This window comes from Euzebyella marina, from assembly GCF_014855515.1.
Lineage (GTDB): Bacteria > Bacteroidota > Bacteroidia > Flavobacteriales > Flavobacteriaceae > Euzebyella > Euzebyella marina.
Genome location: NZ_JACYFK010000001.1, coordinates 786,830 through 804,369, shown reverse-complemented (window position 1 = coordinate 804,369; position 17,540 = coordinate 786,830). Strand labels below are relative to the sequence as shown.

16 protein-coding genes are annotated in these 17,540 nt (G+C 41.0%); 9 read left to right on the top strand and 7 right to left on the bottom strand.

The window, feature by feature from the left end; translation table 11 throughout:
- Window positions 1-28 precede the first annotated feature (28 nt).
- Window positions 29-1,108 (bottom strand): mechanosensitive ion channel family protein, encoded by a 1,080-nt coding sequence (locus IL356_RS03150; protein WP_121847248.1) that lies wholly within the window; start codon window positions 1,106-1,108, stop codon window positions 29-31.
- Window positions 1,109-1,321: 213 nt separating this feature from the next.
- Here IL356_RS03150 and hemH point away from each other — a divergent pair, with 213 nt between their 5' ends.
- Together hemH and IL356_RS03140 are read left to right on the top strand one after the other, a co-directional pair.
- Window positions 1,322-2,353 carry a ferrochelatase gene (gene hemH / locus IL356_RS03145; protein ID WP_121847249.1) on the top strand — a complete coding sequence of 344 codons (1,032 nt, stop codon included), beginning with the start codon at window positions 1,322-1,324 and terminating at the stop codon, window positions 2,351-2,353.
- 46 nt (window positions 2,354-2,399) lie between these two features.
- On the top strand, window positions 2,400-3,782 hold the full coding sequence (locus IL356_RS03140) for an MATE family efflux transporter (RefSeq protein ID WP_121847250.1): 1,383 nt from the start codon (window positions 2,400-2,402) through the stop codon (window positions 3,780-3,782).
- Window positions 3,783-3,852: 70 nt separating this feature from the next.
- Here IL356_RS03140 and IL356_RS03135 read toward each other — a convergent pair whose 3' ends face one another.
- Window positions 3,853-4,668, bottom strand: a complete 816-nt coding sequence (locus IL356_RS03135) for an EcsC family protein (protein WP_121847251.1) — start codon at window positions 4,666-4,668, stop codon at window positions 3,853-3,855.
- Between the two features lie 180 nt (window positions 4,669-4,848).
- Here IL356_RS03135 and IL356_RS03130 point away from each other — a divergent pair, with 180 nt between their 5' ends.
- From IL356_RS03130 to IL356_RS03100, 7 genes are all read left to right on the top strand, one after another.
- Entirely contained in the window at window positions 4,849-5,532 is a 684-nt protein-coding gene (locus tag IL356_RS03130) for a hypothetical protein (protein ID WP_121847252.1), read from the top strand.
- 57 nt (window positions 5,533-5,589) lie between these two features.
- Entirely contained in the window at window positions 5,590-6,138 is a 549-nt protein-coding gene (locus IL356_RS03125) for a CopD family protein (protein ID WP_121847253.1), read from the top strand.
- 152 nt (window positions 6,139-6,290) lie between these two features.
- A complete protein-coding gene (locus IL356_RS03120; RefSeq protein ID WP_121847254.1) occupies window positions 6,291-7,703 on the top strand; it encodes a sensor histidine kinase in 1,413 nt (470 codons plus the stop codon).
- A 24-nt stretch (window positions 7,704-7,727) separates the two neighbouring features.
- A complete protein-coding gene (locus IL356_RS03115) occupies window positions 7,728-8,507 on the top strand; it encodes an enoyl-CoA hydratase/isomerase family protein (protein WP_121847255.1) in 780 nt (259 codons plus the stop codon).
- Window positions 8,508-8,528: 21 nt separating this feature from the next.
- On the top strand, window positions 8,529-10,076 hold the full coding sequence (locus IL356_RS03110; protein WP_121847256.1) for a hypothetical protein: 1,548 nt from the start codon (window positions 8,529-8,531) through the stop codon (window positions 10,074-10,076).
- 58 nt (window positions 10,077-10,134) lie between these two features.
- Window positions 10,135-11,208 (top strand): PA0069 family radical SAM protein, encoded by a 1,074-nt coding sequence (locus tag IL356_RS03105; RefSeq protein ID WP_121847257.1) that lies wholly within the window; start codon window positions 10,135-10,137, stop codon window positions 11,206-11,208.
- A gap of 74 nt (window positions 11,209-11,282) precedes the next feature.
- On the top strand, window positions 11,283-11,837 hold the full coding sequence (locus tag IL356_RS03100; RefSeq protein ID WP_121847258.1) for a porin family protein: 555 nt from the start codon (window positions 11,283-11,285) through the stop codon (window positions 11,835-11,837).
- 186 nt (window positions 11,838-12,023) lie between these two features.
- On the opposite strand, the gene IL356_RS03095 is transcribed toward IL356_RS03100, so the two are convergent.
- The 5 genes from IL356_RS03095 to IL356_RS03075 all read right to left on the bottom strand — a co-directional run bounded on the left by IL356_RS03095 (window position 12,024) and on the right by IL356_RS03075 (window position 17,524).
- A complete protein-coding gene (locus IL356_RS03095; RefSeq protein ID WP_121847259.1) occupies window positions 12,024-13,055 on the bottom strand; it encodes an alpha/beta hydrolase in 1,032 nt (343 codons plus the stop codon).
- A gap of 11 nt (window positions 13,056-13,066) precedes the next feature.
- Window positions 13,067-13,366: an AtuA-related protein gene (locus IL356_RS03090; protein ID WP_121847260.1), complete on the bottom strand. Its 300-nt coding sequence runs from the start codon at window positions 13,364-13,366 to the stop codon at window positions 13,067-13,069.
- A gap of 2 nt (window positions 13,367-13,368) precedes the next feature.
- Window positions 13,369-14,706 (bottom strand): acyclic terpene utilization AtuA family protein, encoded by a 1,338-nt coding sequence (locus tag IL356_RS03085; protein ID WP_121847261.1) that lies wholly within the window; start codon window positions 14,704-14,706, stop codon window positions 13,369-13,371.
- A 1-nt stretch (window position 14,707) separates the two neighbouring features.
- The gene (locus IL356_RS03080; RefSeq protein WP_121847262.1) at window positions 14,708-15,991 is read right to left on the bottom strand and encodes a CitMHS family transporter; all 1,284 of its coding nucleotides are present in this window, start codon (window positions 15,989-15,991) and stop codon (window positions 14,708-14,710) included.
- Window positions 15,992-16,099: 108 nt separating this feature from the next.
- A complete protein-coding gene (locus IL356_RS03075) occupies window positions 16,100-17,524 on the bottom strand; it encodes a Gfo/Idh/MocA family protein (protein WP_121847263.1) in 1,425 nt (474 codons plus the stop codon).
- Window positions 17,525-17,540: the final 16 nt, after the last annotated feature.

Below are 17,540 nucleotides of genomic sequence, written 5' to 3'. Positions count from 1 at the left end.
GGTCAAATATTCATCTTTTCGCCAAAGCCTAATCTTTGCTATTTAATTGTTCAACGGCCAAAGAACTTTCAAAACTGACCCGGGTACGGGCCAAACTTTCCGGATAGTTTTCCTGTAAAAAGAGAATCAATTTTTCCCTGACATGTACTCGTAAATCCCAAGCGGTAGGTGAATTTTTAGCGCTCATCAAGGCCCTTGTCTCCACATAATTGGCCTTTGAATCGGTTACCTGAAGTACATTTACCTCTCCATCCCACAAATCGGTATTGTTGAGAACTCTGGTTAGCTCTTTTCGAAGTGCATCTATTGGAACTTTATAGTCGGTATACAGAAATACGGTGCCTAGAATATCAGCAGAAGACTTCGTCCAATTTTGAAAGGGTTTTTCTATAAAATAAGTGGTCGGTACAATGAGCCGTCGCTTGTCCCAAATCTTAACGACTACATAAGTGAGCATAATTTTCTCTATCCAGCCCCATTCACCTTCAACGATGACTACATCATCAATTTTAATTGGCTGGGCGATTGCGATTTGAATTCCGGCCAAAATGGTGCCTATCATTTTTTGGGCTGAAAAGCCGATGATGATACCTGCTACACCTGCGGAGGCAAAAATACTCACCCCGATTTCACGTATGCCCTCAAAACTCATAAGGGCAATACCGACGGCGAGAATAATAATGATGAAAACTACGATACGTTCTAAAATATTAAACTGGGTAGTTACTTTTCGGGCGCGGTAATTGTCGGTCGCCTGCATATCGTATTTACCCACAATATGATGCTTGACAATTTTAATGGCACTTAAAATTAGCCATGTAAAAGCCAGTATAAAGAGTAGGGTGCTTGCTTTTCTAAAGTAGTACGCGTAATCTTCTAATTGAAGAATTTTTCTTAGTGATTCCAATCGAAGAAATATAGAAAATAAGATCAGCCCTATGGGTGCACTAACTTTTTTTACCGTTTCAAGAGGTAATAAGTACTTAGGGTCATTGCCCAACCTTCGAATGATAAAAAGTAAGATAAAATAGGCGATAAAAAGTGCCGCTAGCGCACCTAAGAGAATGAAGAAAGAACGACTGTTCAAATCGATGAATTCATTGATCATAGCAATAGATTTTAGTATTCTTATGATACTAAAAACCGACTGAGTAGGGTGTGCAAATGGTGCTAAAATTGATGTAAACTATAGTATTATCAAAAAGTATTTCTTTAAACTGACAATATGCTCAAAATCAACCCTTATTTTTGCATCTGAAAATCTACGGCCCAAGAGAAATCTCTTTATAAAATGAAAATAAGGCCGATAATGAAAATTTGAATGAAAGGAGTTTTACTCGTTAATCTAGGTTCGCCAGATAGCCCTACCCCGAAGGATGTTAAGCCCTACTTAGATGAATTTTTGATGGATGAGCGTGTTATTGATGTCAATAAAGTATGGCGCAATATCTTGGTTAGGGGCATTATACTACAGACCAGACCTAAAAAATCAGCGGAAGCCTATTCAAAAATTTGGTGGGAAGAAGGGTCTCCGCTTATAGTTATTTCCGAAAGGTTTGCCGAAAAATTGAAGAAGCAAACTAAAATGCCGGTGGCACTCGGTATGCGTTACGGATCAATGACCATTAAAAAAGCGATGGATGAGTTGAGGCAACAGGGTGTCGATGAGGTACTCTTGGTGCCCCTTTATCCGCATTACGCTATGTCTTCGTTTGAAACGGTAGTGGTAAAGGTTATGGAAGTTCAAAAAGAGTTTTTCCCCAATGTCAAACTGACCACATTACCCGCATTTTATAAAAATCCTGATTATATCAAAGTCCTATCTGCCTCAATAGCAGATTCATTAAAAGATTTTGAGTACGATCATATCCTGTTTTCATATCACGGTATTCCTGAAAGGCATGTAAAGAAGTCTGATCCTACCAAATACCATTGTAAGATTGATGGTAGCTGCTGTTTTACCAATTCCGTAGCACACAATACATGCTACAGACATCAGGTTTACGATACGACCGAATTGGTGAAGGCAGAGCTGAATTTACCGGAAGAGAAAGTAAGCTCGTCTTTTCAATCAAGATTGGCGGGCGACCCATGGTTAAAGCCTTATACCGATTACGAATTTGAGCGATTCCCAAAAGAAGGCAAAAAGCGTTTGGCGGTTATAACCCCCGCTTTTGTAGCCGATTGCCTGGAAACGCTTGAGGAGATTGCCATGGAAGGTAAAAATCAATTTCTAGAAGCGGGTGGAACCGATTACAAGCACATACCTTGCTTGAACGATGATGATGCTTGGGTGTCTCTAATGGCTCAATGGGCCAATAATTGGGAAGAAACGGGCAATTTGCCCCATTAAATGAATAGGTCTTAAAGGGCCTGAAAGCATAAGATTTTGTTTTTAAATGACTAAAGTTTCAGCGGAACAGCTTGGCTCGGAACCCATCGGAACACTACTGGTGAAACAAGCGGTACCGGCTTCCATCGGAATTTTGGTCATGTCACTCAATATTCTGGTCGATTCCATTTTTGTAGGAAATTGGATTGGGGCCATTGCCATTGCTGCCATCAATGTAGTATTGCCAGTATCCTTTTTTATTGGGGCTTTAGGTATGGCCATCGGTATAGGAGGCTCGAGCATAATCTCTAGAGCTCTCGGGGCCAATAACCACAAGAAAGCTGTTCAAACTTTTGGTAACCAGATAACCCTTACTTTTTTTATTACGGTTAGCATGGCTCTTTTAGGGCTGTACTATGTTGATGAACTGATACCGGCATTTGGTGGAAAGGGCGCCATTTTCGAACCTGCCAAGGTGTATTATATCATTGTTCTCTACGGTATACCGTTTTTGGCATTCAGTATGATGGGCAATACCGTTATACGTGCGGAGGGTAAACCTAAGTTCGCTATGATAGCGATGATTATTCCCTCCATTGCCAATTTGGTTTTTGATTACGTTTTCATCTATATTTTTGACTGGGGAATGCACGGTGCAGCATGGGCGACGACGGCAGGCTATATCTTTTGCTTTCTCTATATCACCTACTTTTTTATATCTAAAAATTCAGAACTGCGACTCACATGGTCCAGTTTGGTGCCCGACCCAATGATTATTAAAGAAATTGGTTCTTTAGGGGTGGTGACCTTGGCGAGACAGGCGACAACAAGTATTGTTTATCTTTTAATGAATAATATTCTATTCGGTTTTGGAGGGGAGCCATTGGTGGCCGTTTACGGTATAATAGGGCGAATGCAAATGTTCGCCTTGTTCCCAGTTTTCGGGGTGACACAAGGCTTCTTGCCAATTGCTGGATTCAACTACGGTGCTAAAAAATACCAAAGGGTACGAGAGTCGATTAATACTGCCATTCGATATGCTTCTCTCTTGGCAGCACTGGTATTCATCTTTTTAATGGTATTTCCACAAGAAATCGCATCGATGTTTCTGAGTGATCGACCGGATCAGTCCGCAGAAAGTCTGGCTGCCAATTCATTTGTTTTAGAAAACATTACCCTGGCCATGCGATTGGTTTTCGGCGCTACCCCGATTATCGCGTTACAACTCATTGGCGCGGCCTACTTTCAAGCTATAGGTAAGGCCATTCCTGCTCTGTTGCTGACTTTAACACGGCAAGGCTTCTTTTTTATACCGCTCATTTTAATTTTGCCATTATATCTTGATGAGCTCGGGGTTTGGCTATCCTTTTTATTCGCTGATGTTTTGGCTACTGTGGTTACGGGTATCTATCTACGAAGAGAAATAAAGAGCACTTTGGTAATTCAGTAAACTGGCATTTCAAAAGCCAGCCAATTTTTAACTGGCTAATTTGGCTAAGGTGAATATAGAATGCTTTAATCTATATAGTTAGACCTTCGTAGCTTTTACGAACAAGCGATTCGCCATATTTTCTTTCTAGTCTGCGAATACTAAAATGGGCCTGGGCCATATTCTGAAAGTGTTGAATAAAAGCGAGGTTGATAGAGGCACCACCTACCGCTCCGACAACGGGAATTGCTTGGGCCACAAATTTTTCTGAAACCTGAATGCTAAATCTCGAGGCCACAATTGATATAAGTTTAAGAAGTGGACTGCTAGAAGTGACCAACAGGCTTTCAATTAGTTTGGTCGAAGACCCTTTAACAGCTGCGTTTAAGGCAATTCTTGTAGCAAAATACCCCGTATCGAGGCTATTATCATGTTTCGTTTTTCCGCCTAGGGCGAAAACTTGTAGGCAAGCAAGTTGCGTGTCCAATTCACCAAGGTTCTCACCTTCACTCCGGGCAATATCCATTATCGAACGCATCATCAACTTGGTAGTAAGACCTAAGTCCACGGCAAATGCTGTTATTCCAAAAGCACCCCCCACAGCTCCCGAAGTGGTGACCATAGCTTTGTAAGCCATATTTAGCGGCACTTTCTTAGGTTGGTCATTCTTCATAGACAGAAGGTTGGCCCTTACCACATTGTAAAGAACTTTGTACGACACCTTTTGCAGCCACTGCTGTTGTTTTTTTGGAAGCAATTCAAGTCGTTTCTCGATTAAATTTCCCACTTGGTTGAGACCTTGCATGGCCCAGCCGACCTGTTCCATTCTTTGTTTGGCAAGCAACAGGGTCGCTTGGTCTTCGGCAGTAATCTTGTCTGAATGTATTTTACTTTCTGCAATTGTCATGGCACAACTATTTTCTTATTGGTAAGATAGCAAGGGCTTTTGTTACGGTCATGTTTTGCAGGTCTTTTTTTTAACTCCATCAAATAGTTCGAATTAGATGTCGGAGGTAATGTATGGTACTGACTACCAAAACAAAAAATTATGTACTTTTAAAAAACTTGAGGTATTGATTTTGAACGCATGAAAGCCTTAAAATTCTTCTTCGTTTTTCTCTCTTTTTCGGTAACCCACCTAATTGTGGGTCAGAAATATTTTCAAATCGATGACGCTTTGGTTGATGAGCCTACATTTAACCGAGGTTTGGCGCAAATTGCGCAAGAATATAATCCTCAAATAGTCACTTATAAAACCTTCGAGCGTTTCATTGCCAAAGATTCCGTTATTGAGAACATTGCTATAGTGGTCATGCAAGAAGAGGAAGATAACGAGGTATACCGAGTGTTTGATTTTTTGGAAAAGCCTTTGCCCGATTTTGAATTTGAAGATGGTAGTGGCAGAAAGGTGTCTAAACAAGGTATCTTAGGTAAATATAGCTTAGTCGGCCTTTATAAAGATGTTTCGCAGGTAAAGGGTAACCACCTAAAAGCCATGAACAAATTGGTCAAAAGCGGCAATTACAATGCGCTGGCGTTGATAGCGAAACAAGGCAATACCACAGTAGTTGCAAAAAAGGCAGAATTTCCGGTGCTGAATGAGTGTATCTCGTGGTATATCAAGAATATTTCGGTTCCCGAAGACCCAAAGTTCTTAGTGTTGGATAAAAATGGAAATTTGAAGTACATCTTTCAGCAATTTCCTGATAAGAAAAGTACAACCTTGCCATTGGATCCGGTCAATTATCAGATTTATGAAATGCTCAAGTGATGTCAGTTTAAAATAGCATCGTTTCGCTACCTTTGGGCGAAAATTGGTCCAAACGATTTGAATTATTACAATTATATAAAGGCGCTTCACCTCATTTTCGTAATCACTTGGTTTGCGGGGCTTTTCTATATTCCCAGACTGTTTATCTATCACATCGAGGCATCTAAAAAAGGCTCTCCCGAAAAAGAGATACTTACCAAACAATTTCAACTAATGACGAAACGGCTTTGGTATATTATAACATGGCCCTCCGCCGTACTCGCCATTTTATTCGCCATCTGGTTATTAATACTTTCCCCAGTGCTTCTTCAGCAGGGCTGGATGCACATTAAATTGGGGTTTGTTCTTCTGCTGATCGGTTATCATTTAAGAAACCACGTTATTTTTAAACAGCTACAGCGAAACGAGATTCGTTATTCCTCTAACTACATGCGTGTTTGGAACGAAGGGGCGACCCTCATTCTTTTTGCGATTGTCTTTTTGGTTATCTTGAAAAGTACCATCAACTGGATTTTTGGGGTGGTCGGCATCATCGTGCTAGGAGTTTTGTTGATGTTGGGAATCAAGCTCTACAAGCGAATTCGGCAGAAGAATCCGGACGCTTAGTTCTTATCCATTTATTTCTAGGTCAATTGCTTTTGGGCGTTGGTCATGCTTACATCAGACCTTATTTTTTGGTTTGATATTTGCTACCTTTGATAGCAAACCCTAGCCTTTTGCTCACTAAATTATCGTTAAGGTCACGTATATTCTTTTCTATGATCCTATTGGTGGTCATAGCTTCTGTATTGATTGCCGGTGTTACGGTATTTCAGTATAACGAGCAATCAAAAGATTATCATGTGGGTCGGTTAGAGCGAAAAGAAGAACAGGTTCGGCAAAGTGTCGACTATGTGCTTAGGGAAACTACCTATCCCGTTACTACTGAAAATTTGCACCTTATTTTTCAAATGGAAATTTATCGCATTGCAAATGTTCAAAACCAACGTCTCAATATTTATGATTTGGAGGGCCAGCTTCTAAAAAGTTCACGGCCCAAATTCGAGGTAGATTCGGTCTCCAATTGTCTCGATGCACAAGTATTGAACAGTCTTGAGGCCAGCCCTACCAAAAGATACGTAGAAGAAAAGGCATTGGCAGGCGATAATTATCAAGCCTCCTATACCTATATAAATGACAAAAGTTTCAAACCGATTGGTATATTGAACTTGCCCTACTATGAAGATGATTCCTTTAATAATATGGAGTTAAGGGAGTTCTTGGGTCGTTTGGGCGCGGTCTACTTACTAATGCTTTTTATAGCCATTGGTTTGGCATATTTCATTTCTACCTTCATTACCAGGTCTTTGCAGACGGTTTCAGATATGTTGGGCCGTACCCATTTGACCAAACGAAATGAAAAGATTTTGATAGAAAACCCTAGTGAAGAAATCAAAAAATTGATTACCTCTTACAATGCGATGATCGATGAATTGGAGCAAAGTGCGGTAAAATTGGCACGTAGTGAGAGAGAGCAGGCGTGGAGGGAAATGGCCAAACAGGTAGCGCATGAGATTAAAAACCCGTTGACACCCATGCGATTGACCGTACAAAGTTTTGAAAGAAAGTTTGACCCGAACGATGCTGAAATTGGCAAAAAAGTTGAAGAGTTTTCGAAAACCTTGATTCAACAAATCGACACCATGAGCAGCATCGCTTCGGCATTTTCAAATTTTGCCGAAATGCCCGCTCAACAGAACGAAACCCTTAATGTGGTCAAAATCGTTAAGCTGGCCCTCGATATATTTAATGAAGAATACATTCACTTCATATCAGATGAAGATGAGATTATAGCCAAGATGGACCGAACACAATTGATTCGTGTGGTGACCAATTTGGTGAAGAATGCCATTCAGGCAGTACCTGAAGTAGAATCTCCAAAAATACTGGTGTCGGTTACAGCGGATAATGATTTCGTGAAAATATGTGTTGCTGATAATGGTGTCGGTATTGAAGACGAGAACCGCGATAAAATCTTTGAACCGAAATTTACCACAAAGACCAGCGGAATGGGTCTTGGTTTGGGTATGGTCAAGAATATTGTTGAAACCTATAAGGGAACCATTGAGTTTACATCGCAGATTGGAAAGGGCACGGTTTTCAGCGTAAAACTACCGAAGGCCGGCGCATAACATTAATACACTTAATATAGATATATGAACTTCAATAATCTTTTAATTACTTATAACGGGGCTATTGGTCAAGTGGTCATTAACAGACCGAAAAAATTAAATGCCCTTAATAAAGAAACACTGCAAGAACTTCACGAGGCATTTTCTGCCTTAGAGGAAGATGACGAGGTCAAAACAATTATTCTTACCGGAAGCGGAGAGAAGGCTTTTGTGGCCGGTGCCGACATCTCTGAATTTGCACATTTTTCGGAAGAGGAGGGTGGCCGATTGGCCGCTGAAGGTCAAGAAACGGTCTTTAACTACATCGAAAATTTACGAAAGCCTGTCATTGCAGCAATTAATGGCTTTGCTTTGGGGGGTGGTCTTGAATTGGCCATGGCCTGCCATTTTAGGGTAGCAAGCCACAATGCCAGAATGGGTTTGCCCGAGGTTTCTCTAGGTGTTATCCCCGGTTATGGGGGTACCCAGCGCCTTCCGCAATTAATCGGTAAGGGCAGGGCATTAGAGTTGATTATGACAGCTAGTATGATCGATGTCGACCGTGCTTTGAGTTACGGTTTGGTCAATCATGTGGTATCTCAAGAAGAATTGATCGAGTTTTGTGAGAAGTTGGCCGACAAGATATCGAATAATTCCTCCGTGGCCATTAGCCATGCAATAAAAGCGGTAAATGCTGGTTTTAAGAATAGTAACGGATATGCTGCCGAAATCGAAGCCTTCGGCGCCTGCTTTGGCACAGAAGACTTTAAAGAAGGAACCACTGCATTTTTAGAAAAAAGAAAAGCAGATTTTCCCGGTAGGTAGCGTAAAGCGAAAAACCTACTTATGCGCACAAAAATTATATTGTCGACCTTCCTTTTCTGGTCGGCTTTGACTGCTTTTGCTCAAGAAATCCCCGTAAATTATCAACTTGGCGAAAATTATTCCGACAGGTATAAATATTCGACGGTTTTATCAATCGAAAGCTCCACAGCCGGTGAAACCGTTTTGGTGCGCACGTATTATGGTGGTTTTCCACTTAGGCCCAAAGGTTACTTTATCGAGGTTTATGACGAAAACCTTAATCTAAAGGTCGATTTTAACTATAAACATTCAGGTGCCCATATGGTCGACGGTTTTGTAAAAAACGGGCAGCTTTATTTATTGGAACTCACTTACGATATTGATGCCGAAGCATACACTTACATGGTGCATCAAACACCCTTGAGTGATTTTTACTTTACAGAACGTAAATTATTGTCCGTTCCCTCTAAAGAAGTTATCAATCCGCTAGCGGTAAATAAATACAATAGAAATTTTGGTAACGGTTTTTCCACAGCTACCCATTTCAATGATGAGCGTTCGGCTTTTGCTATCACGGTGCACTATAGGGAAGGCCGTGACCAGAAATATAAAATATTGTTGTACGGTACCGATTTGAACAAAAGATTGGAGTACGACTTCACTCAGGCAATCGAAGAGAAGAATTATGCTTTTGAGAACATTGAGGTCTCTAAAGACCTTTCGTCACTTTATATGATGGGAAAGGCCTACTTCAAGAAAAGAAGATCCGACTTAAAAGAACGCCGTTTTCAGTATGAGCTGGTAAAGGTCTCCGCTGCGGGTCATACCGTTCAAGAGTTTACCGATGCCGGTAGGTTTCCTGAATCGTTAAAGCCAATTCTAGTCGATAATGAATTGAAAGTGGTAGGTTTTTATGCAGATAGAAAAGACAATCGCTACAATGGACTGGTCTATTTTAATTTGGACAAAGGTTCATTGAACATTTCTTCGAAGCAATACAATCCGTTTTCCGAACAATTTATGATCGATAAGTTCGGTCGCGAAGTTGACGCCGAAATAAAGAACCTCATCTTTAAAAGTGTGCATATCACTCCAGAGAAAAATATTCTTTTCAGTGCAGAGGAATATTTTGTGACGAAAGGAGAAGATATCAGCTCAGGAGGTACCCAAATTACCGAGCGCTATCATTACAACGATATTGTATTGGCAAAACTTGACGCTAACGGTAAGATGCTTTGGGCCAGAAATATCAACAAGGCCGAAGTAACCCAGGGCGATGCTTCTTATGCCTCATATACGGCTTATGGGCATGGTGAGGATATGTACTTCTTTATCAACTCTGGTGAGAACCCCCAAAAAATAAGTAAAGAACGAATTTTGTTTAAACAAGGTTTTAGTAGAAACCCGAATATGTTCGTGATCAAAGTAGATGCTTCCGGAGACCTTTCCTATAAAAAACTGGTTGATGATAAAGAGGTTCGCCTTCCTATTATGGTATCGAGACCACTGATCAATAACGGTACCGATACCCTACTATTTTATGCTAAAAGAGGTTCTAAAAAACAAATGGTTCAAGTAACTGTTAATTGATTTAATTCATTTATTGAAATTGGATTTATTCCATAAATTTGGAATAAATCCTAAATAAGTGAATGATAAGAATTACGTTAAAGGCAGGGGGGCTCAAAAGAAAATGCCTAACCGCTTTCTTGAACATATATATGAAACCCGAGACGATTTTCTTGAGTTTTGCCGTATAGAAGGGGAAGAAGCCGATAAGAATAAGACCAGTTATATTCCCATATTTCCGAAAACTATAGTCAATAAAGTCACCAGTCCTGATGTGGGAATGACCTTTTCAATGAACCCTTACCAAGGTTGTGAGCACGGATGTATTTATTGCTACGCCCGTAATTCGCATGAGTTCTGGGGTTACGGTGCCGGTCTAGATTTTGAGCGTAATATTCTTATCAAAAAAGCGGCTGCCTCTTTATTGGAACAAAAACTAAAAACCAAGTCGTGGAGGGCCCAAACTATTGTTCTTTCCGGCAATACAGATTGCTACCAGCCGGCCGAGAAGAAATTTAAATTGACAAGGGCCTGTTTGGGCATCTTTCTGAAATACCGTCATCCGGTCGGTATCATTACCAAGAATGCCTTGGTGCTTAGAGACCTTGATTTACTAAAAGAATTGGCCCACCATAATCTAATAGGCGTAAACGTATCAGTAACCTCTCTTCAAGAAGAAACCAGAAGAATTCTAGAGCCTAGAACGACCACTATAAAAAAAAGATTGGAAACTATTCGCGTTCTGTCGGAGAATGGCATTCCCGTCAATGCCATGCTGGCTCCTATTATACCGGGCATCAATAGCCATGAGATTATGAAATTGGCAAAAGCCGTTTCAGATAATGGGGCACTTTCTTTTGGTTTTACGGTAGTTCGATTGAACGGGGCAATCGGTCAGATTTTTGAAGATTGGATTAAAAAGGCCCTGCCGGATAGGGCCGATAAAGTCTTACACCAAATTCAAGAGTGCCACGGAGGTACCTTGAACGATAGCCGCTTTGGAATTAGGAATAGAGGGGAAGGTACGATTGCAACGCAGATTCATGATTTGGTCAATCTCGCTAAACGAACCTATTTTAAAAATAAGGCTTTTCCGAAACTGAACACTGATCTGCATGAACAGTTCAAAGAGGGGCAGTTAAAACTTTTTTAGGAATTTTTTTCATGTGAACGTTAACCTTTTGGTTAGAAAGTCACCAATAGGAAACAATCAAATACTATTTACACATGAAAAATCTATTATTCGTATTCTTTCTAACAATTGGTTCCTTTTGTTCAAGTGCCCAAGATTTTGGTTTTGGGGTGAAGGCCGGAGTCAATATTTCTAATCTCGGGGGCGACTATTATGTAGGTGTAGGAAATTTGGGGTCTAGAGTTGCCTTTCATTTAGGAGGTGTTGTAGAGGTGCCCATCACCGATAAAATCTCTGTGCAGCCCGAACTATTATATTCCTCGCAGGGTAGCAACTGGGATTATGGGAGTAATGGTGATAATCTAAAGCTGGATTATGTTAACCTGCCCATTTTAGGTAAGTACCATATTCTACAGGGATTGAGCGCGGAAGCAGGTCCTGTGGTAGGTTTTTTGGTGTCTTCTAACGCAGATGACGACCAATTCAAAAATCTAGATATCGGTTTTGGTATTGGCGCATCCTACAAGCTAGCCAACAATATTTTCTTCAGTCTACGGTATAACAAGGGTATTGCTAATGTCAAGGGAGAAAACTATTCCGGTAGCAGCCAGAATAATATTATTCAAATCTCTGCGGGCTACGCATTTTAAAAAAGTTAGTGTTGGTGAAAGCTAAAGGCGGCGAAGAGCTTTAAAGTTCATAAGCCGCCTTTGGTATTTTGAAGTGGTATGTTTTATTAAGATAGTTCCCAACCTATACGTGGAATGATTTAATCAGAATTAATGTTTTCTACGAACACTCGAGTACAGTTTTGGGATTACGTTTAGATATGCTCATTACTGTTCAAAGTCAAGGTAATAATCAAAGAAAGGTAGCATCTGTTGCGGAATTCGACCATCTTTGGTATAGATATTATTGGTATGTGTGCCAATATATTCTTCGGAAAAATGAGTAATACCAACATTTTCCAATCGTTGACTGAACATTTTACATTGTATGGTGAAACGTTCGCCGGCATTTCGTCCCCAATCTAATTTGATGGCCCTAAGTTTCTTCAGGTTTTCCAAATAAACATCAATCATATGAACGGGCATTTGAGCGTACCATTTTTCAAGTACCTCTGGATTGGCAACAAGTTCTTGATTCTTATATTCAAAGGGCAGGTCAAAATAAAAAGGAGGTTTGCTAGGGTTGGGCGACCAAGACCTGCCAAAAGCCATGATTACCTTCCCGAAATAAGATTTAGATAGGTCTTCGATGGTTTTCATTTTAGAAAATTCTACATAAGTATCACTGTTCGGCCCATATTCCCTAACTATTGTCAGGGCACCGGGACTTAAGGCATATACGGTTTCAAAAATGTCAGGGTGTTTCATGGCTATTTTTAATGCTCCATACCCTCCCATGCTATGTCCCGTAATGCCACGGCTTCCAGCTTTGGCCAAAGTTCTATAGTTCTTGTCCATATGAGAGACCAGATCTAAGGCCGTAAAATCTTCCCAGTTGCCAAACACACCGGTATTGGAATAAAAGCTACCATCATAGGTGGTTTTTTGATCAGGCACTACCAAAATAAAAGGATTTATTTTTTTCTCGGCAATGGCATAATCAAACAGGTCTTTCATGTAATTCATGAGGCTGTTGTCATTTAAAAAGCCATGCAAGAAATAAATAACAGGATACCGGGTATCTGACTGGTCGTAATTTGGTGGCAGATATATAGATACTGCTCTTGTCGGGTTTTCGTTGAAATCATTCTCCAAATTTTTGGAGTAAATAGAGTCGATGAGAACTTTTCCTTGTATTACCTCTTGGGCAATAAGGTTTCCTGTAACGACAAAGCAAAGAAGTATTAAAGTCTTTTTCATGAGCATATTTTTTAAAGAGGGATATCTAATAAGTAGGCGCCCAATGTTTTTCCGTGTTTATCCAATGCCGTTGATGAGGTGACGCCACCACTAAGCGCATCATGCATTACAAAGTTAAAGGCTCCAAGTTGCGGTAAATCATATCTTTTCACTTCACCTAAAACTTGAGCTCCGTACCAATTTTTAACGAATTCCGGAGTTAATTTATCGCGTACCAAATTAAAATCTTTTGTATCATATACGGTGACCGATACATTACTGATATTCCCTTTGTCGCCCGTTCTAACATGGGCAATTTGCCATAACTTCATAACTATATTTTTATGTAGTGAACATCGATTTTAAAATCTTCTTTTGGAATTAAAATGGATGCGATGGATATAATCTCATCTACCTTTTTGGTCGCTCCACCACCACCATAGGGCCCATTGGTGTACAAGGTTTCAACTTCATTGGCAATCTGTTGAGCTTCTTCTTTTGTTTGGGTTTTCCCGGCTACACGAAGACGAACCTCATTGAGTTGGTCGGGCATTTTATTTTGATTCAATAGAGAATTAATGCCAATCAACTCACACCGCAATTCCGAAATATCAAAAGGTAATTTTTCTAATCGTTTTTCAACAATTTCTTTGGCAAGAAGTGCTCTTGCGATACAATTTGGGCCACCGTAACTCATCTGGCCCTCGCCTATAAATCCGTTGAGGTAACCCACACTGACTTTATAGGTATGGGAGGCCTTTTTTCCCGATGCGCCTTCAAATTTAACTTTGTCTTGCGCTATTTCCTTAAAAATTACTTTTGAAAAATTCGCAATACAATCTGGAGTGATATAATTTTCGGGGGCGTGAATTTCATAGAGTAATTGTTCCGTACAGGTGGCCGTTGTCACCATTCCACCACTTTCCTTCAATTTGGTAATAAAACCTTCCCCTAGTGCATCGACCTCTACATATGGAAAACCAAGATTCCATAGGTTTGGCACATCCTTTATTCCAGGGTCGGCATAATACCCGCCAGTTACCTGTCCGGCACATTCCAATAAATGCCCGATCAATGTGCCTTTGCCTTTTTTTTCCCAATCCGATTTTTCCCAGCCAAACTCGTAAACCATCGGGGCTAAAAAAAGCGAAGGATCGGCAACCCTTCCTGTAATTATGATATCGGCGTCATTTTTTAAAGCTTCTACAATACCTTCAATCCCCAAATAGGCATTTGCCGAAAGCAACTCTTTTTTTATTTCGTATAAAGGCTCACCGGTTTCAATTACATTTTCGCCATTATACTCCTCAATTTTGTGTGAAATGTCATCCCCTAAAACCGCGGCAATTTTTAAGTTTTCCAGCACCAGATGTTTCGCTAATTTGGCAATGTCTTCCATAGCTGCCTTGGGGTTGGCGGCTCCCATATTGGTAATTACCTTAGTTTTGTTCTGATGAAGTAGGGGTAAAATCTTTTCCATGCGATATAGAAGCAGCTCGTTATATCCTTTTTTTGGGTCCGCTTTCTTGTTCTTTTGAGCCAACGCAATGGTTCTTTCGGCAAGTCCTTCAAAGCATATATAATCCAGGTTAGCATACTTTAATAAATCCAAAGCAGGCTCTAGGCGATCACCTGCATATCCTGCTCCACTACCTATTCTGATTGTTTTCATTTTACCAACTTATTGCTCCTATGAATAACGATAACACTAAGATTACTATCGTGACCAAAAAGGCCAAGGGAATTGTCTTTTTTTGATGGTCGCCCAATTCAATTCCCGTCAAACCGATAAGTAGATAGGTAGAACCCGTGAGTGGACTTACAGGAAAACCGGTTGTCATTTGGCCCATTATCGCTGCTCTCCCCACTTCAATTGCATCCACATCAAAATGAGAAGCCGTGGTTGATAGTAATGGCAAGATTCCAAAATAAAAAGAATCCGGGTCAAACAACAGACTTGCTGGCATGGACAATACGCCTGTAATTATCGCCAAGTGATTTCCTATGGAGTCGGGAATATAGGCAACTGCACCTTCGGCCATAGCATTAATCATTCCTGAACCTTTTAGAATTCCTGTAAAACATCCTGCGGCAAAAAGTATGCTAGCCATTAAAAGTGCTGCCTTGGCATGCGCGTTGATGCGTTCGCCCTGATCTTTTGGATTTGGATAGTTTATCATTAGGGAAATAGCAAATGCTACCATAAAAATGAGATGTGGTGGAGCAATGCCACTAATCAAGGTTGCTACCGCTATCAAAACTAGGGCAATATTGAAATAATAGAGTTTTGGTCTTTCTAAGTCGGTGTTTGGCTGTTCACTTTGAACCTCTATTTCTACTTGTGAAGTTTTAAACTTTTTTTCTTTTCTTCCTAATAAATAGGCTATGACCAATACCGTTAAAAGTCCACCAATTACTGGAATCAATAAAGGATTAAACAATTCCGTTACATTAACCTCCAAAGCCGTAGCCGCCCGAATTGTAGGTCCTCCCCAAGGTAGAATGTTCATTGTACCCGCGGACAGCGCCGCAATGGTAGCCAATGTTGTTCTTTTCATTTGAAGCGAATCGTACAAGGGCAAAAGAGCTGGGATGGTGACCAAGAATGTTACGGCTCCGGAGCCATCCAAATGGACTGCCATGGCCAGTAATGCAGTCGCAACGGCCACGCGCGATGGGTCGTTTCCGGCAAAACTAAGCAAGCTTCTTATCAGAGGTTTAAAGGTTCCGGCATCGGTCAGTATTCCAAAAAATAAAATGGCAAAAATGAACATGACACCTGTGGGAGCAATGGATTTTAATCCGTCGGTCACAAAAGTTATGATTTCAGTGGTAAAGCCACCTAGAAGAGCGGTTACTATGGGAACTAGTATTAAGGCGACCACAGCGGCCATCTTTTTGCTCATGACCAAAAATAGCAATGCGCAAATGGTCAATAGTCCGAGCCAAGCTAACATTTTATAGCAGTATTATAGTTATTTGAGCTTTTTAAAGATAAGAATATGATATAAATGCAAAAAGCCGAAAAATCATTCCGGCTTTTTCTTTTGTGATGCAATTATGGGTTAGCTAAGCTCCCAACCTTTGCGGTAGCTACCTTTTACCCACTCATTGGCAAGATCCCAATTGGTGACCTTCATGTTTTCACCATCCCAAAGAATCTTTCTTCTTCCGGGGTATTCAAAAGGCTCCCAATCACCTAGTTTTTTTCCTGGTTTAAGTTTTTTGTACTGAAATGCCTTAATGGCCAGGTTGCCCATAAGAACGGCTTCGGTCAACGGACCTGATCTCTGAAAATCTGAAGAAGTCTCGACCCCGTTCAAACAGCCCTCTACAAAGTTTGCCTGATGACCTTCTACATCACCATCGATCCTTTTTAGGTAGGGTTCGGGAGCATTGAACATTTTCATGTTTTTGCTCGGCAACAATCGGGCGTTTCGGCTATAGGTGTCAGCCACCAAAATTCCTTTGGTACCGTAGAAGACAGAACCGCCACCACCATCGCCAATGGTTTCGCCATCGGCAAGTTCGTCCGGTAGGTCGGGCATAAGTCCACCATCATACCAGTTCAAGGCAATATCGCCATGTTCTTCTGTGTTGAATTTTAATCGAACGATAGATGAAGCAGGGCACGATTCGCTATAATCCGCTTCCACAAAATCACCCACCCAGTTGGTAGTACAACTTGCTTCCGCCTCGGTTGGGTAACCAAGACCTAGAACGCTAAAAGGTGTTTCCATGATATGGCATCCCATATCGCCGAGCGCGCCTGTTCCGAAATCCCAAAATCCCCTCCATTTAAACGGTAGGTAAGCATCGTTGTAGTCTCTCATTGCAGCGGTTCCCAACCATAAATCCCAATCAAGACCTTTTGGGATACGGTCCTTTTCCGTTGGTACCGGAACACCTTGAGGCCATACCGGTCTGTTGGTCCAGCAATCAACTTTTTGCACCTTTCCAATAATTCCGGAATCGATCCACTCTTTAGCTTCTCGGCTACCGTCACTAGATGCCCCTTGGTTGCCCATTTGAGTGACGATGCCATTTTCTTTGGCCACTTGAGTCATCAATCGGGCTTCGTTAATATTATGTGTTAAGGGCTTTTCGACATAGGCATGTTTTTTCGCCCTCATAAAAGGCAATGCTATCGATGCGTGCATATGGTCTGGGGTAGCCACCATAATAGCGTCGATTTCTTTAAGATGCTTATCATAAACCTCTCTAAAATCTTTGTATCGTTTGGCCTTTGGGTATTTTTTATACGTATCTGCGGCCCTTCGGTCGTCTACATCGCAGAGGGTAACAAATTTGACCTTGCCTGTATCGTTAAGGCCGTTCATGACCCCGGCACCTCTGCCTCCTACTCCAAAAGCACCGATATAAAGAGTGTCGCTGGGGGCGACATGGTTTTTGCCCATTACAAAACTGGGTACGATGGAAAAGGCGGTAGATGCGGCGGCCGCATTCTTGATAAACTTTCGTCTTTGCATAGTTTTAAGTGAGTTT